Genomic DNA, 26,414 nt, shown 5'->3' with positions numbered 1-26,414 from the left:
TAAATAAACAATTTAAAAGGAGGTCATAAATATGGGAAGTATTAAATGGGTCTGGAAATACATCAAACCGAATAGATGGAAAATGTTCTTCGCCACGATTTTAGTTATTGTAGTCGCGTTGTTGAATATTGTTTCTCCATTAATAGGTGGGATGCTGGTCGATGAAGTTATCGTAGACCAAAGGATCGGACTACTGATTCCGTTGTTGGCAGTTATGATTGCTGCTTCAGTTCTTCGAACAGGTTTGCGGTATGTGTATCAAATCATGTATGAACGCATCGGACAAAATTCAATTTACAAAATAAGAGAAGATATGTATAAAAAATTACAAGAGCTCGACTTCACCTTCTTTAACAATACACGAGTTGGGGACTTAATGGCTCGGATGACAGGGGATACGGACGCTATCCGGCATGCTATTTCTTGGTTGTCGTATAACGTTTTAGACAACTTTTTACTCCTCGTCTCAGCTATCGTTGTGATGGGCATCATTGAATGGCGATTGATGTTAGCATTGATTGTTGTAACACCTTTTATTGGAATTTTAACGATTATGTTATCCAATAAAGCCAATCCAGTCTTTTATGAAATACGAGAAAGTTTTTCCAGATTAAACTCAATGGTAGAAGAAAATATTGGCGGAAACAAAGTGGTCAAAGCTTTTGCCAGAGAAGATTATGAAATCGAAAAATTTAACCATTTCAATGAAAACTACAAGCGCAGGAATTTAGAATCAGCAGCAGTCACGAAAGCTTATTTGCCGGCATTAGAAACGCTGGCAGCATTCTTATCTGTTATTACGATCGGTTTCGGCGGTTTCTTGGTTATTGGCGGACAAATGAGCTTAGGCGATTTGGTAGCTTTTAACGGGTTCATCTGGATGTTGAACCTTCCAATGCGAAATGTTGGCTGGTATGTCAACGACTTGCAGCGCTTTATTGCGTCAACATACAAAATCAGAGAATTATTAGCAGCTAAACCGATGATTCCGCTTGAACAACGACAAACGACACCAACGATCAGAGGAATCGTGGAATTTCAAGATGTTTCCTTCCATTTTGCTGATGACCCGGATACAGAAGTACTAAGCCATATTTCCTTAAAAGCAGTGCCAGGCCAAACGATTGGGATCCTGGGGGAAACGGGTTCAGGGAAATCAACATTAGTGAATTTGATTTCGCGCTTTTTTGATCCAACAGAAGGGCGTATCTTAATCGACGGACAAGACGCAAGACGAATCAATGTTCGGGAATTAAGAAGACACATCGCCATCGTAATGCAAGATGTCTTCTTATTCTCAGAAACAGTTAAAGAAAACATTGCTTTTGGAACACCTGGAGCGGAGTTGGAACGAATCAAAAATATGGCTCGTGTGGCTGATGCCAGTCCGTTTATTGAACGGATGCCTGAGCAGTATGATACGTTTCTTGGCGAACGAGGCAGCGGGTTGTCAGGCGGACAACGCCAACGGATTTCCTTAGCTCGCGGTTTAATGAAAGACCCTGCTATTTTGATTCTAGATGACACGACTTCGGCAGTTGATATGGAAACAGAGGTTAAAATTCACAACGAACTGCAAGATGTGATGCAACAAAAAACAACCTTTATTATTGCTAACCGTATTTCTTCGGTCAAACGAGCGGATGAAATTATTATTCTTTCACATGGGAAAATCGTAGAACGAGGAACGCATACATCCCTATTGGCAGCTAAAGGGGCTTACTACAAAATTTATTTGAAACAACTAGGGAAAACAGAGGAAGAGGTGACAAGCGATGGCACAGAGTAACGCTAGAACAGATGAAGAGCTGGAACAAGAATTTAATATAAACCAATTTAAACGTTTAGGCGGCTATTTGAAGCCTTACAAAAGTGCTTTGATCAAAATTCTGTTTGTCATCTTGATTTCGAATATTGTCTTAGTGCTAGGTCCATATCTTACCAGTATCGTGATCGATGAATCCATTCCAAACAAAGACACCGGCCAAATGACTTGGATCATCGTCTTCTTTTCATTGGCGACTTTGGTCGGAGGCTGGTGTTCAAGGTATCGCATCCAACACATTACTTTGCTAGGGCAAGATGTCTTAAAAGATATGCGGTCTGAAATTTTTGAACATTTGCAAAAATTATCTTTTTCTTATTTCGATACTCGGCCTCATGGGAAAATCGTTATTCGCGTAGTGAATTACATCAACTCATTGAGCGATTTGCTTTCAAATGGGCTGATCAATGTTATTTCAGATGTTTTAAGTTTAGTGGTGACATTAGTCTTTATGTTTTCGATCGATGTCAAACTAACGTTGTACAGTTTTATTTTATTGCCTGTTTTATTCGTGATCACATTAGTGATTCAAAAGAAACAACGAAAAGCTTTCCAAGAAGTCAGCAACAAACAAGCCAATTTAAATGCTTATATCCATGAAAGTGTTTCAGGAATTAAAATAACTCAATCCTTTACACGTGAAACGATCAATAACACTATTTTCGCAGAAGTGAGTGAAGACCAACGCACAACATGGATGAAAGCTGTGAAAATCCAATTGCTGCTAGCGCCTGCTATCCAAAACATAGCGACCATCACTATTTCAATTATTTACTTTGTTGGAATTCGAGGATTAGGCGTTGATGTTTCAACAGGTGTGTTGATTGCTTTTATTGGATACGTCAATAACTTTTGGAATCCGATGGTCAATATTGGTAATTTTTATAATTCACTAATTACGGGGACAGCCTATTTGGAACGGATTTTTGAAACATTGGATGTTGAACCTGAAATCACCGATGCAGAAGATGCTTTTGAAATGCCTCCAGTAAAAGGCGATGTTGTCTTCAATGATGTTACCTTTGGCTATACGCCAAAACAAACTATTTTTGAGCACCTGTCATTTCACGTGAAACCGGGAGAAACCATTGCCTTGGTAGGACCGACAGGAGCAGGGAAATCGACGGTCATTAACTTGATCAGCCGGTTTTATGATGTTAACGATGGTGAGATTTTAATAGACGGGATGGACATCCGAAACGTGACGTTAAACTCATTGAGAAACCAAATGGGCGTGATGCTGCAAGATACCTTTATCTTTTCTGGTACCATTCTAGATAATATACGCTATGGTAAATTAGATGCGACGGAAGAAGAAGTCATGGAAGCCGCCAAAATCGTGCGGGCTCATGAGTTTATTATAAATATGAAAGATGGTTACCGGACAGTTATTAAAGAGCGAGGCAGTACGTTATCTGCCGGACAACGGCAATTGATTTCATTTGCCAGAACGCTGTTATCTGATCCTAAAGTACTGATTTTGGATGAAGCAACTTCCAGTATCGATACTCAAACAGAAATTATCTTGCAAGAAGGATTAGACCGGCTATTGGAAGGACGCACGGCTTTTATTATTGCTCACCGTTTGTCTACAATTAAAAATAGTTCGCGTATTTTCTATATTGCGGATAAGAAAATTCAGGAATCAGGCAGTCATGATGAACTGATGGCTCAAAAAGGCCTTTATTATGAATTGTACAAAACTCAGTTTGATTTATTGCAAGAAATCTAAAGCGAGAAAAAAGTCAGATGCGTTGAAACCGTATCTGACTTTTTTTGTCGCAATCCATTCTATTAACGAGTAGAATAGTGGTATGTTATGCTTGAACTAGAATGAAAAGAATGAAATGAGGACTACAAAAATGACAAACCAGATTTTTGAAAAAGAACACCAAGTCAGCTACTACGAATGTGATGCAACACGTCGAATCACTATCCCGATGCTGATCAATATTATGATGCACGTTTCAGGCGAGCAAAGCCATGCCCTAGGCGTAGGCGATGAACAATTGAATGATAAAGGATTGGCTTGGATCGTTTTACAATACGAAATGAACATTACGCAAGTTCCTGAGTTTTATAAAACCATTAAAGTGACCACGCAAGCTATGTCTTACAATAAATTGTTTTGTTACCGTGATTTTAATGTATACGATGAAGCCGGCAATCTATGTGTTACAGCGCACAGCACATTTGCACTGCTGGATGTTACGCAGCGGAAAATGGTTCGTATCCAAGATGAAGTTGTCGCACCTTTCGAAGCAGAGTTTTCTAAAAAGTTGATTCGAACACCAAAGCCTGAAAAGGTAGCAGATGAATTGACGGTATCAAATGAATATCGTGTGCGTTATTTGGACATTGACAGCAATCAGCATGTGAATAATTCTAAATACATTGACTGGGCAATGGACACTTTAGATTATGAGTTTTTGACTACTCATAAATTAACCTATCTAAACATTAAATTTGAAAAAGAAGTTTACTATGGCGATAGGATCCAAAGTCAAATGAGCCTGCATGAAGCGGAAAATGGCAAAATCGTATCGGCTCATCGCATTGTAACAGGAAGTACAACCAACAGTGAAGCTAGTATGGTCTGGGAAAAATCAGAAGATGAAGTAAGCAGGTGAGTGCATGGTAACCATCAACGATATCGCTAAACGTGCAAATGTCGCAAAAAGCACGGTTTCAAGGTACTTAAATGGGGGTTCTGTCAGTCAAAAAACAAAAGAGAAATTAAATCAAATTGTGGCCGAGACTGGTTATACTCCTAATACATTTGCGCAAAGCCTAAAAGCGAAAAAAACGAATATGATCGGCACCATTATCCCACGATTGGATTCTTATTCAGCCAATGAAGCGTTAGCCTCTATTGATGAAGAACTGAGAGAACGCAATTTTCAATTATTGATCACCAATACGAACCAGTTGCCGGCTAGAGAAATTGAGAGCATTTATTCTCTAGCTAAGCAAAAAGTAGCAGGCATTCTTTTATTTGCTACAGTGATTACAGAAGAGCACAAAAAAGCCATCACAGAAGTAGGCATACCGGTTATTTTGTTAGGCCAACAAGCAGAAGGTTTTTACCATATTGTTCATGAAGAGTACCAAGCGGGTTATAAGTTGGGAAAATACGCTACTCGTTTAGGCCATAAAGACTTTTTATACCTAAACGTTTTTGAAGCAGATGTTGCAGTTGGACAGTTACGAAAAAATGGTGTTTTGGCTGCGTTAAAGGAAGAAAAGGAAAGTTCTGTAGAGATGGTTGAAGTAAGCTTTTCTTTTGAAAAAGCTTACGAACAAGCATTAAAATTGTTGCCCACGTTAAAAGCAACATATATCTTTTGTGCAACCGACAATATTGCGCTAGCGGTTTTAAAAGCGGCCCACAAACTAGGATTAGAAGTTCCAACAGCTTTTTCATTATCTGGTTTCGGAGGGTACCAGATTACGTCTATTGTGACCCCCTCGATCACCACCGTAAAATATGCCTATAAAGAATTAGGGCAAGTAGCGGTGCAAAACCTGATCAAATTGCTTGATGGCGAAGAGGTTCCTGAAGAAGTTCAGCTAACCAATGAATTGATTACAAATGAATCCACCCAACAGTACTGAAAAGAGCCTAAACCTATCGTTTCGCAACAGGTTTAGGCTCTTAATTTTAAAAATCCAAGGCAATTAAACTAGACAATAACAATGAAATCGGTTAAACTAATAATAGAAACCGGTTCCAATAAAAAGAATTCCTTAAAGGGAGGAAATAAAGATGTCAGAAAATGAGAGAATTGCTAAAGAAGTGATTGCGGCAGTGGGAGGAAAAGAAAACATTCAATCTATTGCTCACTGTGCCACACGTTTGCGTATTATGGTAAATAAAGAAGAAGCAATAGACAAAGAAGCGGTAGAAAATATCGATAAAGTAAAAGGGGCATTTTTTAATTCAGGTCAATTTCAAATCATTTTTGGAACCGGTACCGTCAATAAGATTTATGAAGAAGTTGTGGGGCTTGGTGCATCTGCAGGGTCGACTAGCGAAATGAAACAAGAAGCTAAGAAACAAGGAAACGTATTCCAACGGATGATACGTACTTTTGGTGACGTATTTGTCCCGATTATTCCAGTATTGGTTGCGACAGGACTGTTTATGGGCTTGCGTGGGTTATTGACACAAGAACAAGTTTTGGCAATTTTTGGCATGGCGCCCACAGATATTAGTGCTAACTTTTTGATGTATACAGAAGTATTAACCGATACAGCTTTTGCTTTCTTACCGGCATTGGTTGCCTGGTCTTCATTTAAAGTATTTGGCGGATCGCCCGTTATTGGGATTGTTTTAGGTTTGATGCTGGTCAATCCAGCGCTTCCAAATGCTTATGAAGTTGCAGCGGGTACCGTAAACCCCATCACCATGTTCGGCTTTATTCCAGTAGTTGGTTACCAAGGAACCGTTTTGCCTGCTTTTATTGCCGGTTTTGCGGGAGCTAAATTAGAAAGATGGATACGGAAGTACGTTCCAGAATATTTAGATTTACTGTTGACACCTTTCTTGACACTCTTGATCATGAGTGTTTTATCGTTGTTTATTATTGGGCCGGTTTTTCATTCATTAGAAGAAGTAGTATTGAATGCGACAATTTGGGCACTAGCGTTGCCTTTTGGCTTAGCAGGATTGATTATAGGCGGCTTAAATCAAATCATTGTGGTGACGGGTATTCACCACCTCTTTAATTTCCTAGAGATTCAGCTGTTGTCAAATACTGGAGTCAACCCATATAACGGAATCATTACGGCCAGTGTTGCCGCACAAGGCGGAGCTTCTTTGGCTGTAGCGATGAAAACAAAATCTAAAAAGCTGAAAGCTCTAGCTTATCCTTCTACATTATCTGCATTTTTGGGCATCACAGAACCAGCTGTCTTCGGTGTGAATTTACGTTATGTCAAACCGTTTATTTTTGGATTGATCGGTGGAGCAGCAGGTGGTTTCTTTGGAAACATTATCGGCTTAGAAGCAACGGGGATGGCTGTTACAGTTATTCCAGGAGCCTTATTGTATTTAAATAATCAAATTCTTTGGTACCTGTTGACGAATGTGATCGCCATTGCGGTAGCTTTTGGCTTAACTTATTTCTTTGGTTACAGTGACAAAATGAAAAATGAATTGGAAGCTTGAAAGGAAGTTTAAGGATGACACGTACTAAAAATAGAGGAGAATATGAGCTGGGTTATCACATTACGCCTCCTAAAGGCTTGTTGAATGATCCCAATGGATTGATTCAATTTAAAGGGGTCTACCATGTCTTTTACCAATGGAACCAAAACGATACGACCCATAATACCAAAAGTTGGGGGCACGTTGCTTCAACGGATTTGATTCATTGGACCGAGCAGCCAGCAGCTTTGGAACCGGTCGATTGGTTTGATAAAGATGGCTGTTATTCCGGCAGTGCTGTATCTTTTGAAAATAAATTGTATTTGTTCTATACCGGAAATGTCCGAAACGAAGCGAATGAACGCGAAAGCTATCAATGTTTAGCTGTTTCAGAAGATGGCGTGCATTTTGAAAAGAAAGGGCCGATTTTGAAACAGCCCGCGGGATACACAGCACATGTGAGGGATCCAAAAGTTTGGCAAGGAAAGAATAACGATTGGTGGATGGTATTAGGGGCACAAAAAGTTGATTTGACGGGGGATGCTTTGGTGTATCATTCGAAGAATCTAATCGATTGGACATGCACAGGTTCGCTTTTGGATGATGAGCTTGATTTTGGATTTATGTGGGAATGTCCGGATTTAGTGCACTTCAACCAAAAATCAGCGTTTATTTTTTCTCCACAAGGAATCATGGCCCGAGGAGACGAGTTTAACAATATTTATCAATCCGGTTATTTAACTGGGGTATTTACAGAAGCAGGCAAATTTTTAACCGATGAGCAGCCTTTTAAAGAGTTGGATAGAGGGTTTGAATTTTACGCTCCGCAAACTTTCCAAGACGATAAAGGACGTCAGCTTTTATTTGGTTGGATGGGAGTCATGGAACCAGCAATTGAAGCAGCTGTTCCCACTATCCAAGACGGCTGGATCCACTCTTTGACGATTCCTAGAGAATTGATTTATGCTGATGGACAATTAAACCAGCGGCCAGCAGCAGAATTGAAACAATTAAGGCATGGTTCTCCTTTAGTTGTGGAAGGGAAAGCCGAAGCATCACTGCAGCTGCCTACATTGCAAAATGAGATTCTGGTAGACTGGGAGAAAACGGCCGGTTCATTCAAGCTTCAGATAAGAAAAGATGTTGACATTGAGTACGATCAGCACCGAAACCGAGTGCAGGTTTCGCGGTCAAATTGGCTGACTGGCGATAGAGAGACCCGGGCGGTCACATTGACAAAGCCTTTGACGCAACTGCACTTGTTTCTTGAAAGTTCTTCGTTGGAATTGTTTGTTAACCAAGGGGAAGAAGTTTTCTCCTTGCGGTATTTCCCGGAGCAAGAAGCAAGGACAGTTGATGTGGATGCGTGTGAAACGGGTAAAGAACCCCAAATCACATTGTACACTCTAGAAAATTGATCTAAAAAAGCTCCATTCTCTGATCGTAGAGAATGGAGCTTTTGGATTAAAAATACTGAGCAATTTCTTCAAGATTTTGAGTTTTATTTAGAGCAACCATTAATTTGATCCGGGCTTTAGGCCCAGTCAGACCATTGGTGAAAATAACGCCAGCTTCGCTCAACCGTTTACCGCCGCCAGGATAATCATAGACGTCTTGAGCAATGCCGTTGAAAGAGCGTGAAACCAAAACAACAGGAATGTTTCGATTTAAAATACGCTGCAATGCCGGCAGAGTCGCTGGCGGTAAATTTCCGGCACCAAGCGCTTCAATGATCAGCCCGTCGGTTTGGTCATTATTTAGAGCATCAAATAAAACGCCATCCATCCCAGAATAGGCTTTTAAGAGGTAAACGGACTTATCCACAGTCGTGATCTCGAATTTTTCTTCTGCAATCAATTTTTGGAAAAAAAGGACCTCATTTTTAGAAATAAGCCCAATCGGCCCAAAAGTCGGGGTTTGGAAAGTTGCGACGTTTGATGTATGTGTTTTTGTCACATAGCGGGCAGTATGGATCTCATCGTTCATAACTACCAGCACGCCTTTGTTTTGAGCTTCATCTGCTAAAGCAACCCAAACAGCGCTTTGAAAGTTGTAAAGACCATCAGAGCCGATTTCATTGCTGGAACGCATAGCTCCCGTGATGACGATGGGCACTTGATGATCCAGTGTTAAATCTAAAAAGTAAGCTGTTTCTTCTAACGTATCGGTTCCATGTGTAATGACGACACCGTCAGCTTCTTTTGACAAAATGGCTTTTTCGATCCGTTTTTTTAACAACAACATTTCTTTTGGCGTGATGTGAGGAGAAGGGAGTTGAAAAAAATCCTCCACGATCAAATGAGCTTCTTGGTCAAATAAATGGCTGTGTTTCTGTAACGGGTTCTCTGCATTTGGACGAACTTTACCAGTGGTTTGGTCTTCGCTCATCGCAATCGTTCCTCCAGTGTGTAAAACTAGAATAGTTTTCATTTAAAATGCCTCCTTATTCACAGATAAACACACTGCTAAAACCTTCGTTCAGCAGTGTGCTCGCTTCGGTCAATATTCAAACCTTAATTAAAAAACGGATTCGTTAATTTTTCGTCTCCGATAGTTGAAGCGCCGCCATGTCCTGGATAAATACGCATCTCGTCTTCTAAATTAAAGAGTTGTTCACGGATTCCTTCCAGCAAAGCTTCAGGATTGCTTCCGGGTAAATCAGAACGTCCTATGCTGCCTTTAAATAAGGCATCACCTGTGATGACGAAATCTTCAAAAATAAAACTAATTCCTCCAGGCGAGTGTCCTGGTGTTGGAACGACTCTGAATGTCAAACCGCCTAAGGTATAATCTTTCATCAATTCAAACTCAAATTCAGCTGGTTGAGCGATGATCGGTTTATCTCCATGAGCCGAAAGATTTAGTTCAGGATTGCCAAGCCAGTCTTTTTCTAAAGAACTAACGTATACAGGAATGTTATAAGTGGTACGAGTTTCTTCTAAAGCCCCGATATGATCATAGTGACAATGCGTTAATAAAATAGCTGCCGGTGTAACTTGCAATTCTTCAATTGCATTCATGATTTTTTGGAAATCATTACCTGGATCGACGATCAAAGCAGTTAAATTTTCATAAATAATATAACAGTTTTCTTCAATAGCGCCTGTTGCGATACGTTTAACTTCAGCCATATTTACTCCACCTTCTCTTTTCTATTTAGTCTAAGTATAACTGAAATAAGACATAAATCAAAAGGTTGGACATTTTATTAGCTGTTGCCGACAGAGCACCTTTATTTAATTTGAGGAGAGAGCATGGTACACTTTAAAGAAAGAAAACCTTAGTCAAAGGCAGTTAATAATGAAAAAAACTAGAGCATAAAAGTTGGCGTTTAGCGGTTTCATTGGTTTATCGATGAAAAAGAAATTGTGAGAGACTGCTAAAATAGCCAGTAAAAAGCTATATTTCAATTGAAATCCTGTTATACTAGTAAAAATAAAACAAGTGAGTGAGGCTATTATGAAAAAGAATACATTTGAAGAATTTGGTATTGGAGAAGAACTGGTAACAGCATTAGAAAGTTTACGCTATTTTAAACCGACTAAAGTTCAAGAAGAAGTACTGCCATTGGCTTTAGCAGAAAAAGATGTGATTGTTGAGTCACAAACTGGCAGCGGAAAAACCGTGAGCTTTGGAATCCCATTATGCGAAAACGTGATATGGGAAGAAAACAGACCCCAAGCCCTTGTTTTAGTACCTACGAGAGAATTAGCATTGCAAGTAAAAGAAGACATTACGAATATTGGTCGTTTAAAACGTATCAAAGTAACCTCTGTATTCGGCAAAGCTTCTTTTGACAAGCAAAAGTCTGAGTTAAAACAAAAGAGCCATATTGTAGTAGGGACACCTGGTCGTGTCTTGGACCATTTACAAAAAGGAACGATGAAAGTTGATAAATTGCGTTATTTAGTGATCGATGAAGCAGATGAGATGCTGAATATGGGGTTCATTGACCAAATGGCAGCTATTATAGAGTTTTTGCCAGAAGAACGACAAACTCTATTGTTCTCGGCTACAATGCCGCCAGAGATAGAACGTTTGGCTAGTTTCTATATGAAACCCGACAGAGCAGCTATTAAAATCGAAATGACAGAACAATCAAGACCTAAAATCGTACAATCATACCTTAAAGTCGAACCTGAGAAAAAGGAACAGCAGTTGTTGGATTTATTGATCGTTGAGAATCCAGACAGCTGTATGATTTTCTGTAACACTCAAGAAGCCGTGAATCGTTTGTACACGTTCTTAAATAAAGCGGGTTTGCCGATTGATAAAATTCATGGCGGTATGGTGCAAGAAGATCGGTTCGATGTGATGGATGACTTCAGAAAAGGGAAGTTCCGTTATTTAGTCGCAACAGATGTAGCAGCTCGAGGGATCGATATCGATAATGTGACGCATGTCATCAATTACGATGTACCCGTAGAAAAAGAAAGTTTCGTACACCGAACAGGACGAACAGGGCGTGCCGGGAAGACAGGAGTAGCACTGACTCTGGTCACTCCAAAAGAAAGACCTTGGTGGCAAGAAGTTAGAGCATACGTGCAACAAGAAATTTCTGAAATCACTGCTCCAAATGCTCGCGTTGTACAAAGTCATAAATCGGCTTTTGAAAAGAAACTTCAAGAACGGCTGGTTGTGAAAAGAGCTCGTAACAAGGAACTGAATCAAGGGATCACAAAAATTTATTTTAACGGCGGGAAAAAGAAAAAACTTCGCGCAGTGGATTTTGTCGGTACGTTGACGAATATTCCGGGAATCAAAGCAGATGATATCGGTATTATTACTATTCAAGAAAATGTTACCTATGTAGAGGTATTGAATGGAAAAGGTCCGAGAGTCATTGAAGAAATGAAAGATCGTACGGTTAAGGGAAAACAATTAAAAGTCTATAAAGCAAATAAATAAAAAATGTTTAAAAGCAATTGATGAAGAAAAACTAGCTGAATCAGATTGTTTCATAAGAATAGAATACTTTTACAGGGAAATTAGAGGGAGCTGCAAAAATGATTATTTATAATATCCATACAGAAAGTGATTTAAGCGGCGTTGCTTTTCAATATTCTCAAGACGTAGAAGTGATTGAATCAGATTACTTTCAACAAATAGAAGCTGCCAGGCCGATTATTTTAGAAGCCGATTTTCTTTTTCTTAAGGGAGTAGCAGATGCTAGAGGCTATATTGAAATAGGCATAGGGCTGGCTTTGAATAAAAAAATCATTATCCTAGAGGATCCTTTTATCAAACACACTAGCATCGACCCGGAACTTATGATAGAAGGTACGACTATCCATAAAATGACGATCCAAGAATTTTCAGATTGGACGGACCAAGTTAACTGATTTAACCTATTCTGTAAAAGGCGATCCAATTAAAAATCGATTCCTATTTCACTACAAACTAAAAAACTAGCTGAACACCTCACGTATGCGTGAAGCAGTTCAGCTAGTTTTTTTGGTTTTAAAGAGATTTGTTATTTTGCATATAATTTTTTGATTTGTTCTTGAACAGTTTTGTTTTCTAAGAATTCTTCATAAGTGGTGTCCGCACGGTCCACTACGCCATTTGGTGTAACTTCGATAATGCGGTTTGCAATCGTTTGAACGAATTGGTGGTCATGTGAAGAGAACAAGATTGAACCTTTATTAAAGGAGATCAAGCCATCATTCAAAGCTGTTATTGATTCTAAATCTAAATGATTCGTTGGATCATCTAAAACGAGTACGTTGGCTTTGCTCAACATCATTTTAGATAACATGCACCGAACTTTTTCGCCACCAGAAAGAACAGAAACTTCTTTCAAAACATCTTCTCCAGAGAAAAGCATCCGGCCCAAGAAACTACGTAAGAAAGTATTGTCGCTTTCTTCTTTCGAAGCGAATTGACGCAACCAGTCTACAATCGTAATCTTACCTTGTTCAAATTCAGCACTCGTATCTTTTGGAAGATAAGATTGTGAAGTGGTGACACCCCATTTAAAGGTTCCTGAATCAGGTTCTAGTTCTCCCATCAAAATTCTGAACAGAACAGTGATTGCAACGTCATTATGACTGGTAAAGGCCACTTTGTCGTCTTTATTTAAAGAAAAGCTGATATTATCTAAAATCTTTTTGCCATCGATGGTTTTCGATAAGTTCTCAACACGAAGCAAGTCGTTTCCAATTTCACGCTCAGGTGTGAACCCGACGAATGGATAGCGACGAGAAGAAGGCTGGATATCATCTAAAGTGATTTTTTCTAAGGTTTTCTTACGAGACGTTGCTTGTTTTGATTTAGATGCATTTGCACTAAAACGAGCAATAAAGTCTTGTAATTCTTTGATGTGATCTTCTTTTTTAGCATTTGCATCAGCAGCTAATTTGCTGGCTAATTGACTAGATTCCAACCAGAAATCATAGTTACCAACATAAACTTTGATTTTACCAAAGTCGACATCAGCCATATGCGTACAAACTTTGTTTAAGAAGTGACGGTCATGGGAAACGACGATGACGGTATTAGGGAAATTAATTAAGAATTCCTCTAACCATTCAATCGATTGTTTGTCTAAACCATTCGTTGGCTCATCTAACAAAAGAACATCTGGTTTTCCGAATAAAGCTTGTGCTAATAATACCTTAACTTTTTCTCCACCAGCTAGTTCGCTCATTTTTTTATCATGCAATTCTTCTGAGATGCCAAGGCCTTGTAATAAAACAGCTGCTTGAGGTTCTGCTTCCCAACCATCTAATTCAGCAAATTCGCCTTCTAATTCAGCAGCACGTATGCCATCTTCATCAGTGAAGTCTTCTTTCATATAAACTTCATTTTTTTCTTGCATGATTTGATACAAGCGTTCGTGTCCCATAATGACTGTTTCTAAAACAGTGTTGTCTTCATAGCCGTAGTGGTTTTGACTTAAGGTTGCTAAACGTTCGTCTTGTCCTAATGCAACATGACCTGTTGAAGGTTGGATCTCGCCAGCCAAGATTTTTAAGAACGTAGACTTGCCTGCTCCATTTGCACCGATTAAGCCGTAACAATTGCCAGGGTTAAATTTAATGTTGACGTCATCAAACAATTTTCGGTCTGAAAATTCTAAACTTATATTAGATACTGTGATCATTTAATTTATTTACCTCTATTCTGTAGTATATCTAACCTATTTTAACATGTATGAAGCTTAATTGCGATGTTAAATGGTCTATTCTCATTATTCTAACAGCATTATAGCGGGTATTTGTCCTAGTTACAATGCTTAAAGCAATTTAAAAGGCTTTCATTCTAAAGTCGGCAATACCGCATCAGAAAAAGAAGGAATGCTTTTTTCTGATGCGGTTCTATAGTAGTAGTTATCTTTTAACTTCAGTAAATAAATACAGTACTAGTTCATGAGGGAATAAAAGATGCAATTGATTTCGATAGTAGCGTGTCCGGCTATAAATACGCCACTTTTTGATGGTTGAACTAGGCAAACTTAAGATGGGGTCATCTTGTAAGGTGACTGACAACTGCTGGTTTCGTTCGCTTACGACCAAAGCGTCTGGATCAGTGGCTTGGTTTTCACTCAGCGGGTGGCTGGCAGTTAATAAGTGAATCGTTTGTGAACGGTAAAAAGGGTTCTTTTTAACTTTGTACTTATCCGTTTCAAAAGCAAATAAAGAACCATCATTCATTGAAGGTCGATTAAACGATAAAGCTAACGGTAGTTCACGGATTTGAAGCGGCGAATCATTTGCAGTCTGATTCAATGGTAAAATGTACGTTAAGCTCAATACCCCTTTTTGTGAAACAAAGCGGAGCAAGTGTGTTTCTTGCTGGGAAGGGTCCCCGTACTGAATCAAATCTTGCTGAAGCCATTCGGTTCTGGACGTATAAGTTGAACTTAATTGGAAAAGCCTAGGCGTTAAAGCATGTTTAGTTTGTTGGAAAAGATAGTTATGCGACACTAAGTATTCGAATAAGCCCTTTTCACCGGCAGCCAAAGCCATCCGTCCTGATGAAGAAAGATTGATTTGAAAAACGGGCAAAGGATAAATGAGTTCTTTTTCAGCTTCTTTATTCATTAAAGAGTAGCGATAAAATCCGCTTGGATCAGAATAATACAAAACATGGTTAAAGATAACACTGTCATAGAGCGGTTCTGTGAACAAAACTGTTCGTTCTCTGAAAGGTTCTAATTCTTCGGTTTTTATCGTTAACTGTTCTGTAGGTTGCGGTTCAAAATAGATAGGACGATCTATCGATGTCAGCTGCTGCATCCATTTATTCCAATTGTAAATGTTCAATTCGTTTTTAGTCGTCCACAAATAGAACTTCCCACTATACAGTTGAAAATCCTGAAACGTTCCGCTAATTGTAATTTTTGTCGTCAACAGATGTTCTTTGTCCACCTAAACACCTCTTTCTCAGTTGGACTTCTTTGATTATATTATACCATTTTAATGAATAGGATGTGAGTCCTAACCAAAACAAAAGGGCAGTTCATTTGGTTTCAAGCGATTAAAATGAGACAATAAACAAAAATAAACAATTGGAGGATGAAGCAATGACGAAAAAAGGCATTTGGTTAGCCCAAGAAACAACACCAGAACAATTAAATACATTAAAAAAACTCGCACCAGATTATGAACTGATCGAAGCATGGAACGATAACGATTTTGATTTTCCATTGGAAGATATTGAAATCATTTACGGTTGGAAAGGCCAAAAGAGCAGTGAATTGTTAAAAAATAACAAAAGCCGATTGAAATGGGTTCAAGGGAAAGCAGCAGGAGTCGACTTCTTAGACTTAGACGGTTTAAAAGAAAAGGATGTTTTACTGACTAACGGAAGCGGCATCCATAGCATTTCGATTGCAGAATCTGTTTTTGGAATGTTATTAGCTTATGCAAGAGGGATTCAAGAAGCCATCCGAAACCAAACCACTAAAACTTGGCATCAAACAGATCGTTTAATGGAATTGCACGATAAAACGATGATGATCGTTGGAACGGGGAATATTGGCAAAGAAGTTGGACGTTTGGCTAAAGCATTTGGAATGAAAACCATTGGTGTAAACCGCAGCGGACACGAAGCGGCTAACATGGATGTAGTCATACCTCAAAAAGACTTGGTCAAAAAAGTTTCGGAAGCGGATATTGTGGTAAATATTCTGCCTTTAACCGATAAAACAACTCATTTCTTCAATGACACAGTATTTAATGCTATGCAAAAAAGAACGCTCTTTTTGAATGTGGGACGAGGCCCGACAGTCGATACTTCACATTTAATAGCAGCTTTAGACACAGAGCAAGTTGCTTTTGCCGGATTAGATGTTTTTGAAACGGAACCGTTGGAAACAGAAAGTCCGTTATGGGAACGTAGCGATGTGTTGATTACTTCACACATTTCGGGGATAGCAGAACACTTCAAAAAACGCTTGTTTGCTATTTTTGAAGAAAATTTGCAAGCATATCTAGCCGGAGAAGAATTGCCTAAAAACCTAGTTGATTATGAACGTAGTTATTGATTTTTAACATCCAATCAGAAAAAGCTGATAGTGCATCTAAGGTCTAAGCCTATTCATCCTTGATGCATCATCAGCTTTTTTTGTTTTTTATTTTTGTTAACTGCAGAGAATATAACAGATGAAAAAAGGTGTTTCTTTCCAATAAATACAATATTGTTTTTATTTAAGGTGTGAGGAACGTTGATAATTCAGTTTTTTTAAAAAAAACAGACCTTAAAGAAACAAAAATAATCTTTATTTTTTTAACCTTTTTTGACTACAGTGAGAGAGGTTGTTACTATATTTAAGGATGTAAAAAGAAAAAAAGGAGTGTTTACAGTGTTTAAACACAAAAAACGGTGGATAGTAAGCCTCGTCTTAATGATAACGCTTGTAGGATTAGCAGCTTGCGGAGAAGACGAACAAGAATCAAAAGAAGTGAGTTCTCAGGGAGAAAACGCAGAAACAGAAGCAACAGCTTGGGATGCTTTAAAAGAAAAAGGGACCTTTACAGTAGCAACGTCTGGTACGCTTTTTCCGAGTTCATTCCATGATGGTGAAAACAACGAATTGACAGGATATGAAGTGGAAGTGGTTAAAGAGATCGGTAAACGGTTGGAACTACCGATTGAATTTGTCGAAATGGGCGTCGATGGTATGTTGACTGCAGTTAAAAGCGGTCAAGTTGATGCAGCTGCAAATGGTTTAGACATTACTGAAAAACGATTAGAAGATTACAATTTCTCTGAACCGTATAAATATTCTTTTGGTGGAATTGTTGTCCGAGCTTCAGACGATTCTGGTGTTGAGTCGCTGGAGGATTTAAAAGGAAAGAAATCTGCCGGTGGTGCAACGACTATTTACATGCAAATATCGGAAAAATTTGGTGCTGAACCGGTTGTTTACGATAACGCGACAAACGATGTGTTTTTTAGAGATGTCGCTAGTGGACGCACAGATGTCATTTTAAATGATTTCTATATTTCCAATACGGCTGTTAATAAATTTAAAGAACTAGGCGTGAAGATGTCTGATATTTATTACAATCCTACATCTGCTGGTATTCTTTTGAAAAAAGAAGATGGTTCAATCAAAAATAAAATTGATGAAGTACTTGAAGAACTTCATGAAGATGGAACCTTGACGAAATTATCAGAAGAATTTTTTGCAGGAGAAGATGTTTCAAAACCTATTGAAGGTATAGATGATTTGCCTGTTGTTGAGCTGGACCAATAAAGAAGGAAAAGGGAGCTGGATCGTGTGTTTACAAAGAAAATCGTTTTAGGTTTAGTTATGATAGGAAGTTTAACATTAGCAGCATGCGGCGCTAGTGCTGGATCAGATGCGTCGTCAACGAAAGAAACGGAACAAACGGCTTGGGAAAAAATTGCCGAGAATGGAACGTTAAAAGTAGCAACATCAGGAACGCTTTATCCAAGCTCTTTTCATGAATCTGAAACCGATAAACTGACCGGTTATGAAGTAGAAGTTATTCGGGAAGTCGCGAAACGATTGGATTTAGAAGTTGATTTTACTGAGATGGGCGTTGACGGTATGCTGACGTCAGTCAATAGCGGAGCCATTGATGTCGCAGCGATGGGGATCGATCGTGATGGAGAAAATGCAGATAAGTACAATTACACCATTCCATATAAATACTCTTTTGGTTCGATGGTGGTGAGAGAATCGGATGACTCAGGTATTGAGACTCTAGAAGACTTAAAAGATAAAAAAGCAGCTGGAGCAGCAACGACTTCTTATATGAAAGTTGCCAGACATTATGGAGCTGAGGAAGTCATTTATGATAATGCGACTAATGATCAATACTTGAGTGATGTAGCCAATGGGCGGACAGATGTGATTTTAAACGACTTTTATTCGCAAACTGCAGCTGTCGCCGCGTTGCCTCATATCCCAGTTAAAGTTCATGATATTTTTTACAATCCTTCAGAAACCAATTATTCTATCAAAAAAGGCAACGATGAATTGACGGAAAAATTAAATGGAGCATTAGAAGAGATGAAAGAAGACGGTACATTAGCGGAATTATCAAAACAATTTTATGATGGGGCAGATGTAACCGAACAAATCGATTATGATTTTCCTGAAATCGACTTAAAAGAGTAGAAAGCAGGTGATAGAAAATGTCTGATATCCAATGGCAATACATTTTTGATCCTGCTTTAGCCCTCGACAGCTTGCCTTATGTTTTGAAAGGGTTAGGTTACACTTTAGGAATCTCAGTTAGCAGTATGATTTTTGGGACACTGCTAGGATTTCTTTTAGCAATTATGCGGATGTCTTCTTTTAAGCCCTTAAGAATAATCGCAAAAATCTATATTTCATTTATGCGGGGAACGCCAACATTGGTTTTTCTGTTTATTCTCTACTTTGGTTTCCCTTTTATCGGCATTCAATTTGAAGCTATCAATGCAGCCGTCATCGGTTTCAGTTTGAGTTCCAGTGCCTATATTGCTGAAATCATTCGTTCTGCTTTAGCTTCCATTGACAAAGGACAATGGGAAGCGGCTTATGCATTAGGGTTGAAATGGTCTTTCATCATGCGCAAAGTAATTGTTCCGCAAGCTATGCGTGTTGCTGTTCCGCCATTAAGCAATGTCTTACTGGATCTAATCAAAGGAACTTCTCTAGCAGCAATGATTACGGTTCCTGAAATCTTTCAACAAGCAAAAATCGTTGGCGGCCGTGAGTTTGATTATATGACCATGTATATTTTAGTTGCTCTTGTGTATTGGGCCATTTGTAGTTTGTTTACGATTTTCCAAAATTATTTGGAAAAGAAGACGGCAGTTTATACCAATTAAAAATCTGATGGATTTGGTAGAGTGTCTATATAAAGGGCAAAGGCCGGTTCCTCTAAAAAAGAGAAACCGGCCTTTACTCGGTTAATAAGATGTTCAATTATCCAATGAAGAGAACCTTTCAGTTTTTGGTCGTTTTGCGCGAAATCAACTGAAAATCTAAGGGTTCTAAAAAGACTTCTCTATTAGTCAGCTGATGGAAAATCAAGGCAAAAGCATTTTTAGCTTGTTTAGCAACGGGGTAATCGATCGTTGAGATGTCTAGTAAACGAGAAATTTCAATATTGTCAAAACCAATCACTGAAAAATCCTCAGGTAAATGACAGCCTAAGCGTTGAGCCTGAGTCACAAGTCCTGCAGCTACAGAATCAGAACTGGTCATAAAAGCATCCGGTTTAACCGATTGTTCCAGCCACCACTGTGCGACACGTTCTCCATCACGACTAGTGTTTAACCCCATAAATAAATCAGCTGAGTGAGCTGGTAAAAGGTGCCGAGTGCAAAAGTCTTCATAAGCTTTAATGCGGCTTTTTGTATTTAACCCATGACTATTGCTATATAAATTTACGATCGACCGGCATCCGCTGGCATATAGATGTTCTAAGCCTAATGTATAGGCGTGGTATTGGTCCATATAAACGGAAGCAATATGATTTGAGTCGACCCGTTGCCAAGTAACGATTGGACCGTACTTGGCATACGGCTCAATAGCCGACCAGTCATTTAAACGAATCAATAAAAAAATGCCATCCAATCGTTTTCCGCGTAGCATTTCTAACACATCGAGTTCTTTTTGTTTGTCTTCGTCAGTGATATAAAAAGTTACCGTATATCCTTCTTGCTGAGCAGCGAGGGTAAAGCTTCGCACAAGAACCATCATGGTGTCCGAGAAGTTAGAAGCCACAATGCCCAGTGTTTTGCTTGAACCGGTCTTTAAAGAAACGGCTTGGCTATTCGGAACATAATCCATTTGCTGAATAGCAGCTTCAACTTTTTTTCGTGTCTCACTGCTGACATATCCGCTTTGATTGATGACGCGCGAAACGGTAGCTGAAGAGACGCCGGCTTTTCTTGCAATATCTTGCATATTAGACAACTTATTCCTGCCTCCTAGTTGGTTACTCATTGATTTTAGTATACCAAATTACTATTTTTAAAGGTAGTGTTGAAAAAAGCAAATTGCTTCTTGAAGTGACATCTAAAAAACGTTATAGTCAGAACTAAGTAAAATGCATTTAGAAAGGAATGTCCTATGGAAAAAAAGTTATCGCTATCTTCTTATTTTTATCTTGGTTCAATGCTCTTTGGACTATTCTTTGGAGCTGGAAATTTAATTTTTCCAGTTCACATGGGACAACTGGCAGGCGCTAACGTCAGCTGGGCCACATGGGGATTCTTATTGACGGGTATTGGTCTCCCGTTTTTAGGAGTCGTAGCTATTGGTGTCTCCAATAGTAATGGGTTGTTCGAATTATCTAGTCGTGTACACCCTTATTATGGGTATTTTATGACCATCGCTCTCTACTTAACGATCGGACCATTTTTTGCATTGCCAAGAACCGGTACAGTATCTTATGAAATCGGCTTGTCGCCTTATATAAGCAATCAATACCAAACGTTAGGGTTAGCTATTTTTACATTGTTGTTTTTTGGAGCAGCACTACTGTTTTCGTTGAAGCCGACAAAAATTTTAGTTTATGTAGGAAAAGTATTAAATCCGATTTTCCTAGTGTTTTTAGGTATTTTAATGATTACGGCCTTTATAAAACCTTTAGGAGGAATTGCGACAGCACCTATCACAGGTGAGTACGCAACGGCGCCATTCGCCAGCGGCTTTACCGAAGGGTACAATACCATGGATGCTTTAGCATCATTAGCTTTTGGAATTATTGTTGTTCAAACGATCAAAGGAATGGGCATTACTAAACCGGCTGCGATTGCGAAAGATACGATCAAATCAGGTTTGATCAGTCTTGTTTTAATGGGAGTCATCTATGGTAGCTTATCTTATCTCGGTACGATGAGTATCGGTCAGTTTCCGGTTTCTGAAAATGGAGGAATAGCGCTGACGCAGATTGCGCGTTATTACTTCGGCTCATTCGGCAGTGTCTTATTAGCCATCATCGTTACGGTAGCTTGTCTTAAAACCGCGATTGGTTTGATCACTGCTTGTGCAGAAACCTTCCGAGAGATGTTTCCAAATTCAATCAGTTATAAAGCTTACGTCATTCTTTTTAGCGCTGTCGCTTGTTTAGTTGGGAACGTCGGATTGACTAAGATCATCGCTTATTCCATCCCGGTATTGATGTTCTTGTACCCGTTGGCGATTACGTTGATTTTGTTAGCTTTGCTTTCGCCTTTATTCAAAAATCGGCAAATTGTTTATGGCATGACCACTCTTTTGACTATTTTTGTCAGTATTGCCGATATGTTAAATGCTTTGCCAGAGCCTATCCATAATTTGGATGGAGTACAGACCATTTTGAATTTCTATAGTCATTATCTGCCATTTTTCGATAGCGGCATGGGCTGGATACTGCCGGCAACGGTCGGCTTGATCATTGGCTGGCTGATCAGTTTAGTAACGAAACCTAATCCGAAAATGATCCATTGATTCTGTAAAACCGGCTTTTTTAGCCGGTTTTTTGTTTTATGCTTGACCTTGACGTTACGTCAAGGCTTAAACTAAGGCTAGTTAAAGGAAAGGAGGGGTGGAATGGACTATACAGTCAACCAATTGAGCAAAATTGCTGGAGTGAGCGGACGCACGTTACGTTATTATGATCAAATCGGTTTGTTGAAGCCGAAACGAGTGAGCTCATCTGGCTACCGCATTTATGGAACGGAAGAAGTAGCCTTATTGCAGCAAATTTTATTTTATCGGAATTTAGAAATGCCTTTAGAAGAAATCAAAGAAATTGTTTTGGCAGCTGATTTTGATCAAGAAAAAGCTTTACTGCTGCATCAACAGCGACTGAAAATGAAAAAAGCACAATTAGATACGTTGCTATTAACGATTGAGAAGACCTTAGCAGACAAGAGAGGAGAAAGACAAATGACCGATAACGAAAAATTCGAAGGATTCAAACAAAAAATAATCGATGAAAATGAAACAACATATGGGCAAGAAGTGAGAAAGACTTATGGAGGAAAAGCCGTTGATCAATCCAATCAAAAATTTGCAGGGATGAGTGAAGCGCAGTTTGCTGAATGGCAAGAATTGGATGAAACGATACAACAAAAATTGGCTGCAGCTATGATAGACGGAGATGCTTCAAGTGATGCAGCACAGCATATCGCTGAATTGCACAAAAAATGGTTAAGTTTTACTTGGCCTGATTATTCTAGGGGAGCTCATCGTAATTTAGCTGAAATGTATGTTAGCGATGAACGTTTCACAGCTTATTATGATGAGAGAGCTGGCAAAGGAGCAGCTGCTTTTTTAAGAGATGCAATCAATCAATTTACTAAAAACTAGATGCTTCATAAGGTAACATGAAATAAGACAGAACACGCTCCTTTTTGTTCTGTCTTATTTGTACTTTATCCTTTTTTAGAAGAGTAATTGATACGTTCTGTACTGGCGATCATAAGGAGGGCACTAATCAAGAGAAAATAAGGATAAATAGACATACTGAATTTTGTTGTCAAAAAACCGAAAAACAAAGGCATCGCCATACTGCCAATGCCTGCGAAAGCCATTTGAAATCCAATAATGGATTGAGAAAGAGTTTTCCCGAAACGCTGAGGTGTCTCATGCACCATAGCAGGATAAATAGGCGCACAGCCTAATCCAATCAATATCAAACCAATCATTAAAAAGATAGATGGCAATGGAAGGATCATTAAAAGACTGCCAGCTAGAATAGCAAGTGATCCAGCTCTCATTAAGTGTTTGCTGGTTATTTTTATCGTAAGAAATCCGGCAATGAAGCGTCCCAAAGTAATGCCGACAAAAAACAAGGAAAGCCAATTTGCAGCAGTTTTTGCGGGGATAGCTTGATAATTCACTAGGTAGCTGCTCCCTCAGACATGAGCAGTCGTTTCCACAGCACTATAAGAAAAAAAAGAAATTAAGGCAGGAAAAATCCCTTTAACTTTAAATAAGTTTTTAGATTCATTCTTTTTGCTTTCAGGTTGGCTTTCTAACAAATCCGTTTCGACTTTTTTCCATAAAGGGAGAGAGAGAAATAGGATGACGACTAAAATAAATTGAATAATTGAAATGGCAAGGAAACCTTTTCGCCATTGGTTATTCTGGCCTATAAAGTAAGCAAGAATAATTGGGCCTATTGTTGCACCAACGCCCCAAAAACAATGAAGCCAGTTCATATATTGTGCTCGGTAATGCAGCGCAACAAAATTATTTAAGCCGGCATCAACTGCTCCGCCGCCTAAGCCAAGTGGGATAGCAGCAATAACCAACCAGAAAAAAGAAAGCAGTGAATAAAAGCCGAAGAGTGCCACTGCTGTCATAAGGACACTGATCAATGTCAACTTCCCGGTACCGAAACGTGCAATCAATTTTCCGCTGAAGAGACTGGAGAGAATCGATCCTCCGCTAATAACCATAGAAAGACTGCCGGCATTTGCCAAAGGAACACCTAAATCTAGATGCATTACAGGCCATGCAGCACCTAGTAAAGAATCGGGTAAGCCTAAACTAATAAAAGAAGTAAAGATAATCATTAAAAGCAGCGTCATCATAAGTATGAAAACCTCCAAATAGGAATTAACTATTAAAATAAAGTTTGATAGCGTCTGTTATTCTGTTATTAAAAACAGTGTACCCTTAGATAAGGAAAAATTTGGACTTTTTTATCATAATGATCATTTTATTTCTGAAAAGCTTTCATAATAAATAATTATCGCCACAAAACAAGTTAGTATAAACTTGTTTTGTGGCGATAATCCGTTTTGTAAAGACTTTTTAGTCTTTTAAATGTAACGTGAATGTTACAAAAAAGCTGGAATTTAACAATAAGGCGTAATAGCCTTAATTAATTCATCAATCGTATTGACAATGGTTCCGTTTGTTTTAACGATTCCAACAGTATAAAGATTGATATAAGAAAATTGGGATTCAGCGATTTCTTGCAAGGCGTCTAATTTCTTTTGATTAGTTGCGCCTTGCTGTCTTGAATCGGTATAGAGACCAATAATTGGGATCCCCGCTTGGTAAGCTACGCCAATTTCAGTAGCCACACCAACATCAATAGCAGCTCCATCTAAGACAGCTATCATAAAATCACAACTCAGCAATTGGTCTGTATCAAGTTTAGCAATCATGATTGAATCGGCATAAGCGTTTTTATCATTGATTTCTTCTTGATCTTGGGGCACATATAACTCTAAATCCGAGAAAGTTTTTTTTATTTCACTGACGACATACTTATTGTACATCACTTCCATTTCAGAAAATAAAGGGCTGGCAAAATAAGCTTTCTTTAACATTTACATTCCTCCTAATACGATTGTTACAAAAACAGTATACCTTAAATTGCGATTGTAATAAAAAGTAATCCGTCCGAAATATACTAAGAGGTTTTATCCGTTATACTATTGAGGAGTTAAAAACGAAGGAATAATAATGAAGGGTGTTGTCAATCTGTGAAAATTGGTAAATTAGTTGCAAGCTCAATAATAGCCTTTTTATTGATTACTGTTAGTCCAAGTACTGCATTTGCTGCAACGTTAGACGAAATTACATCTAAACAACAAGCCAAACAAGAAGAAATGGCAAAATTAGATAGCGAAGTCAGCCAAACATTAGTTAAAGTAAACGAAAAGAATACTGAACTTGAAAATTTAAACGCGAAAATAGAAGAGAAAAAAGGAAACATTGAACAGACTTCAACTGAGATCGATGAACAAGAAGAAGTTGTTCAAGCACGTGTTGATCAAGCTAAAGAACGTCTGCAAACCATTCAAACTTCTGAAGTTAATCAAAATGTGATTGTTTCATTATTTGAATCAGAAAGTGTTTCAGATTTATTTAATCGGGCTTATATCTTAGCAACTTTGCAAACTGCTGGAAATGATCAATTGAGTTTGGCAGAAGAAGAGCAAGAAAAGTTAGCTGATTTAAAGGAAAAATTAAATGAAGAAGCGATCGCGTTAGAAAACCAAACACAAGCAGCTGAAGAACAAAAAGCTGATTTAGATAAACAAGTGGCTGGTTTACAAAAAACGATGGATGAAAACCAAGATATTTTGAATGAATTAGACAGTGAGAAAAGAGCAGAAGAAACGAGAATTGCTGAAGCTAAAAAAGCTGAAGAAGAAGCTGCTGCTGAAAAAATCAAAGTAGCGCAAACAGCTGCCAAAGCAGAAAAAGAAAAAGCTAGTCAAGCTGCTGGTCAAGCAAAAGCAGAAGCGACAAAAGAAGCTGCAGAAGTGAAACCAGAAGCAAAAGTTGAAGCTGCACCAGCAGAAACTAAAACAACTGAAACTGCTAGTCCGAAAACAGAAGCGAAGCAGCCAGCTGAATCTGCTCCAGCAGCTTCAACAGGCAAAACACTAGTTGTATCTGCAACAGGCTACTCTACGGCTGAAGCAGGATTAAGCACACATACAGCTACTGGGATCGATTTAAGAAGCACACCAATGGTTATCGCTGTAGATCCGCGTGTGATCCCATTAGGATCAATGGTGGAAGTTCCAGGATATGGTGTAGCCATCGCTGGCGATACAGGCGGAGCGATTAAAGGGAACAAAATCGATGTCCACTTCTCATCAGTCGAACAAGCTTTTGCTTGGGGAAGAAAAACAGTAACCATTAAAGTGTTAAACTAATTTCTAAAAGAAAGAACAGGTGAAGAAATTGGCTGAACAAGTAGATATTGATTTTTACCAAGAAAAAGACGAAGCTGCTTTTTTAGAAGCATGGGAAGCCGCGTACGGTCCTATATCGAATGAAGAAATAGACGAATTATACAAAAAAATAGCTTTAGATATTCATGAGAAAGTTCAAAACGAAACCATTAAATTAGGCGATAGTTACCGTTACAAAGAAGTACTAGTCGGCTATTGTGATTACAATTCATTTAATCAATTGTATTTATTTAGCCAAACTAAAAAGTAAACAAAACAACGATAGAAGCCAAAGCTTCTATCGTTGTTTTAGTATTCATGGACATTAGATAGAGA

23 protein-coding genes and 1 pseudogene are annotated in these 26,414 nt (G+C 38.7%); 16 read left to right on the top strand and 8 right to left on the bottom strand.

Features of this window, described 5'->3' with window-relative positions; translation table 11 throughout:
• The first annotated feature begins 31 nt into the window (after window positions 1-31).
• The 6 genes and pseudogenes from JHE06_RS10050 to JHE06_RS10025 all read left to right on the top strand — a co-directional run bounded on the left by JHE06_RS10050 (window position 32) and on the right by JHE06_RS10025 (window position 8,392).
• The gene (locus JHE06_RS10050; RefSeq protein ID WP_058919223.1) at window positions 32-1,789 is read left to right on the top strand and encodes an ABC transporter ATP-binding protein; all 1,758 of its coding nucleotides are present in this window, start codon (window positions 32-34) and stop codon (window positions 1,787-1,789) included.
• Window positions 1,776-3,557 carry an ABC transporter ATP-binding protein gene (locus JHE06_RS10045; protein WP_058919222.1) on the top strand — a complete coding sequence of 594 codons (1,782 nt, stop codon included), beginning with the start codon at window positions 1,776-1,778 and terminating at the stop codon, window positions 3,555-3,557. The genes JHE06_RS10050 and JHE06_RS10045 overlap by 14 nt, the downstream gene beginning before the upstream one ends.
• Window positions 3,558-3,687: 130 nt before the next feature.
• Window positions 3,688-4,455 carry an acyl-[acyl-carrier-protein] thioesterase gene (locus tag JHE06_RS10040; protein WP_058919221.1) on the top strand — a complete coding sequence of 256 codons (768 nt, stop codon included), beginning with the start codon at window positions 3,688-3,690 and terminating at the stop codon, window positions 4,453-4,455.
• A gap of 4 nt (window positions 4,456-4,459) precedes the next feature.
• Entirely contained in the window at window positions 4,460-5,440 is a 981-nt protein-coding gene (locus JHE06_RS10035; RefSeq protein WP_201088670.1) for a LacI family DNA-binding transcriptional regulator, read from the top strand.
• Window positions 5,441-5,591: 151 nt separating this feature from the next.
• Window positions 5,592-6,971: pseudogene (locus JHE06_RS10030) on the top strand (sucrose-specific PTS transporter subunit IIBC); the annotation flags it as partial.
• 38 nt (window positions 6,972-7,009) lie between these two features.
• The gene (locus tag JHE06_RS10025; RefSeq protein ID WP_058919218.1) at window positions 7,010-8,392 is read left to right on the top strand and encodes a glycoside hydrolase family 32 protein; all 1,383 of its coding nucleotides are present in this window, start codon (window positions 7,010-7,012) and stop codon (window positions 8,390-8,392) included.
• Between the two features lie 46 nt (window positions 8,393-8,438).
• Here the strand turns inward: JHE06_RS10025 and JHE06_RS10020 are convergent, their stop codons facing one another.
• Complete coding sequence (locus tag JHE06_RS10020; protein ID WP_058919217.1) at window positions 8,439-9,404, bottom strand: asparaginase; 966 nt, start codon at window positions 9,402-9,404, stop codon at window positions 8,439-8,441.
• Window positions 9,405-9,487: 83 nt separating this feature from the next.
• On the bottom strand, window positions 9,488-10,105 hold the full coding sequence (locus tag JHE06_RS10015; RefSeq protein ID WP_058919216.1) for an MBL fold metallo-hydrolase: 618 nt from the start codon (window positions 10,103-10,105) through the stop codon (window positions 9,488-9,490).
• Window positions 10,106-10,433: 328 nt separating this feature from the next.
• Here JHE06_RS10015 and JHE06_RS10010 point away from each other — a divergent pair, with 328 nt between their 5' ends.
• Together JHE06_RS10010 and JHE06_RS10005 are read left to right on the top strand one after the other, a co-directional pair.
• Complete coding sequence (locus JHE06_RS10010) at window positions 10,434-11,882, top strand: DEAD/DEAH box helicase (RefSeq protein ID WP_058919215.1); 1,449 nt, start codon at window positions 10,434-10,436, stop codon at window positions 11,880-11,882.
• 98 nt (window positions 11,883-11,980) lie between these two features.
• A complete protein-coding gene (locus JHE06_RS10005; protein ID WP_058919214.1) occupies window positions 11,981-12,316 on the top strand; it encodes a hypothetical protein in 336 nt (111 codons plus the stop codon).
• Between the two features lie 131 nt (window positions 12,317-12,447).
• Here JHE06_RS10005 and JHE06_RS10000 read toward each other — a convergent pair whose 3' ends face one another.
• Together JHE06_RS10000 and JHE06_RS09995 are read right to left on the bottom strand one after the other, a co-directional pair.
• On the bottom strand, window positions 12,448-14,079 hold the full coding sequence (locus JHE06_RS10000) for an ABC-F family ATP-binding cassette domain-containing protein (protein WP_058919213.1): 1,632 nt from the start codon (window positions 14,077-14,079) through the stop codon (window positions 12,448-12,450).
• A 226-nt stretch (window positions 14,080-14,305) separates the two neighbouring features.
• Window positions 14,306-15,346, bottom strand: coding sequence for a hypothetical protein (locus JHE06_RS09995; protein ID WP_201088668.1), 1,041 nt, complete (start codon window positions 15,344-15,346; stop codon window positions 14,306-14,308).
• 155 nt (window positions 15,347-15,501) lie between these two features.
• Here JHE06_RS09995 and JHE06_RS09990 point away from each other — a divergent pair, with 155 nt between their 5' ends.
• The 4 genes from JHE06_RS09990 to JHE06_RS09975 all read left to right on the top strand — a co-directional run bounded on the left by JHE06_RS09990 (window position 15,502) and on the right by JHE06_RS09975 (window position 19,268).
• A complete protein-coding gene (locus tag JHE06_RS09990; protein ID WP_201088667.1) occupies window positions 15,502-16,464 on the top strand; it encodes a phosphoglycerate dehydrogenase in 963 nt (320 codons plus the stop codon).
• Between the two features lie 318 nt (window positions 16,465-16,782).
• Window positions 16,783-17,679: a transporter substrate-binding domain-containing protein gene (locus JHE06_RS09985; protein WP_236253500.1), complete on the top strand. Its 897-nt coding sequence runs from the start codon at window positions 16,783-16,785 to the stop codon at window positions 17,677-17,679.
• A gap of 57 nt (window positions 17,680-17,736) precedes the next feature.
• Entirely contained in the window at window positions 17,737-18,570 is an 834-nt protein-coding gene (locus JHE06_RS09980) for a transporter substrate-binding domain-containing protein (RefSeq protein ID WP_201090025.1), read from the top strand.
• 17 nt (window positions 18,571-18,587) lie between these two features.
• On the top strand, window positions 18,588-19,268 hold the full coding sequence (locus JHE06_RS09975; RefSeq protein ID WP_058919210.1) for an amino acid ABC transporter permease: 681 nt from the start codon (window positions 18,588-18,590) through the stop codon (window positions 19,266-19,268).
• 118 nt (window positions 19,269-19,386) lie between these two features.
• On the opposite strand, the gene JHE06_RS09970 is transcribed toward JHE06_RS09975, so the two are convergent.
• Window positions 19,387-20,352, bottom strand: a complete 966-nt coding sequence (locus tag JHE06_RS09970; RefSeq protein ID WP_236253577.1) for a LacI family DNA-binding transcriptional regulator — start codon at window positions 20,350-20,352, stop codon at window positions 19,387-19,389.
• A gap of 165 nt (window positions 20,353-20,517) precedes the next feature.
• On the opposite strand from JHE06_RS09970, the gene brnQ reads away from it, so the two are divergent.
• Together brnQ and JHE06_RS09960 are read left to right on the top strand one after the other, a co-directional pair.
• Window positions 20,518-21,879, top strand: coding sequence for a branched-chain amino acid transport system II carrier protein (brnQ, locus tag JHE06_RS09965; RefSeq protein WP_201088665.1), 1,362 nt, complete (start codon window positions 20,518-20,520; stop codon window positions 21,877-21,879).
• Between the two features lie 102 nt (window positions 21,880-21,981).
• Entirely contained in the window at window positions 21,982-22,743 is a 762-nt protein-coding gene (locus tag JHE06_RS09960) for a MerR family transcriptional regulator (RefSeq protein ID WP_201088664.1), read from the top strand.
• 65 nt (window positions 22,744-22,808) lie between these two features.
• On the opposite strand, the gene JHE06_RS09955 is transcribed toward JHE06_RS09960, so the two are convergent.
• The 3 genes from JHE06_RS09955 to JHE06_RS09945 form a co-directional block, all read right to left on the bottom strand.
• Window positions 22,809-23,276, bottom strand: coding sequence for an MFS transporter (locus JHE06_RS09955; protein WP_201088663.1), 468 nt, complete (start codon window positions 23,274-23,276; stop codon window positions 22,809-22,811).
• Window positions 23,277-23,291: 15 nt separating this feature from the next.
• The gene (locus tag JHE06_RS09950) at window positions 23,292-23,972 is read right to left on the bottom strand and encodes an MFS transporter (RefSeq protein ID WP_201088662.1); all 681 of its coding nucleotides are present in this window, start codon (window positions 23,970-23,972) and stop codon (window positions 23,292-23,294) included.
• 267 nt (window positions 23,973-24,239) lie between these two features.
• Window positions 24,240-24,719 carry a nucleoside 2-deoxyribosyltransferase gene (locus tag JHE06_RS09945; RefSeq protein ID WP_058919205.1) on the bottom strand — a complete coding sequence of 160 codons (480 nt, stop codon included), beginning with the start codon at window positions 24,717-24,719 and terminating at the stop codon, window positions 24,240-24,242.
• A 156-nt stretch (window positions 24,720-24,875) separates the two neighbouring features.
• Here JHE06_RS09945 and JHE06_RS12375 point away from each other — a divergent pair, with 156 nt between their 5' ends.
• Both JHE06_RS12375 and JHE06_RS09935 read left to right on the top strand, forming a co-directional pair.
• Window positions 24,876-26,060 (top strand): 3D domain-containing protein, encoded by a 1,185-nt coding sequence (locus JHE06_RS12375; protein ID WP_058919204.1) that lies wholly within the window; start codon window positions 24,876-24,878, stop codon window positions 26,058-26,060.
• Window positions 26,061-26,088: 28 nt separating this feature from the next.
• On the top strand, window positions 26,089-26,349 hold the full coding sequence (locus tag JHE06_RS09935) for a hypothetical protein (RefSeq protein ID WP_201088661.1): 261 nt from the start codon (window positions 26,089-26,091) through the stop codon (window positions 26,347-26,349).
• Window positions 26,350-26,414: the final 65 nt, after the last annotated feature.

It is taken from the genome of Carnobacterium sp. CS13 (assembly GCF_016653495.1).
Taxonomy (GTDB): Bacteria; Bacillota; Bacilli; order Lactobacillales; family Carnobacteriaceae; genus Carnobacterium_A; species Carnobacterium_A antarcticum.
The sequence above is the reverse complement of the archived record's forward strand: the minus strand, read 5'-3'. Positions and strand labels throughout refer to the sequence as shown.

Bases quoted from the DNA above. Each gene is read 5' to 3' on its own strand.
- JHE06_RS10050 (WP_058919223.1), top strand. From the start codon at position 32: ATGGGAAGTATTAAATGGGTCTGGAAATACATCAAACCGAATAGATGG.
- JHE06_RS10045 (WP_058919222.1), top strand. From the start codon at position 1,776: ATGGCACAGAGTAACGCTAGAACAGATGAAGAGCTGGAACAAGAATTT.
- JHE06_RS10040 (WP_058919221.1), top strand. From the start codon at position 3,688: ATGACAAACCAGATTTTTGAAAAAGAACACCAAGTCAGCTACTACGAA.
- JHE06_RS10035 (WP_201088670.1), top strand. From the start codon at position 4,460: ATGGTAACCATCAACGATATCGCTAAACGTGCAAATGTCGCAAAAAGC.
- JHE06_RS10025 (WP_058919218.1), top strand. From the start codon at position 7,010: ATGACACGTACTAAAAATAGAGGAGAATATGAGCTGGGTTATCACATT.
- JHE06_RS10020 (WP_058919217.1), bottom strand. From the start codon at position 9,404: ATGAAAACTATTCTAGTTTTACACACTGGAGGAACGATTGCGATGAGC.
- JHE06_RS10015 (WP_058919216.1), bottom strand. From the start codon at position 10,105: ATGGCTGAAGTTAAACGTATCGCAACAGGCGCTATTGAAGAAAACTGT.
- JHE06_RS10010 (WP_058919215.1), top strand. From the start codon at position 10,434: ATGAAAAAGAATACATTTGAAGAATTTGGTATTGGAGAAGAACTGGTA.
- JHE06_RS10005 (WP_058919214.1), top strand. From the start codon at position 11,981: ATGATTATTTATAATATCCATACAGAAAGTGATTTAAGCGGCGTTGCT.
- JHE06_RS10000 (WP_058919213.1), bottom strand. From the start codon at position 14,079: ATGATCACAGTATCTAATATAAGTTTAGAATTTTCAGACCGAAAATTG.
- JHE06_RS09990 (WP_201088667.1), top strand. From the start codon at position 15,502: ATGACGAAAAAAGGCATTTGGTTAGCCCAAGAAACAACACCAGAACAA.
- JHE06_RS09980 (WP_201090025.1), top strand. From the start codon at position 17,737: ATGATAGGAAGTTTAACATTAGCAGCATGCGGCGCTAGTGCTGGATCA.
- JHE06_RS09975 (WP_058919210.1), top strand. From the start codon at position 18,588: ATGTCTGATATCCAATGGCAATACATTTTTGATCCTGCTTTAGCCCTC.
- JHE06_RS09970 (WP_236253577.1), bottom strand. From the start codon at position 20,352: ATGCAAGATATTGCAAGAAAAGCCGGCGTCTCTTCAGCTACCGTTTCG.
- brnQ (WP_201088665.1), top strand. From the start codon at position 20,518: ATGGAAAAAAAGTTATCGCTATCTTCTTATTTTTATCTTGGTTCAATG.
- JHE06_RS09960 (WP_201088664.1), top strand. From the start codon at position 21,982: ATGGACTATACAGTCAACCAATTGAGCAAAATTGCTGGAGTGAGCGGA.
- JHE06_RS09950 (WP_201088662.1), bottom strand. From the start codon at position 23,972: ATGATGACGCTGCTTTTAATGATTATCTTTACTTCTTTTATTAGTTTA.
- JHE06_RS09945 (WP_058919205.1), bottom strand. From the start codon at position 24,719: ATGTTAAAGAAAGCTTATTTTGCCAGCCCTTTATTTTCTGAAATGGAA.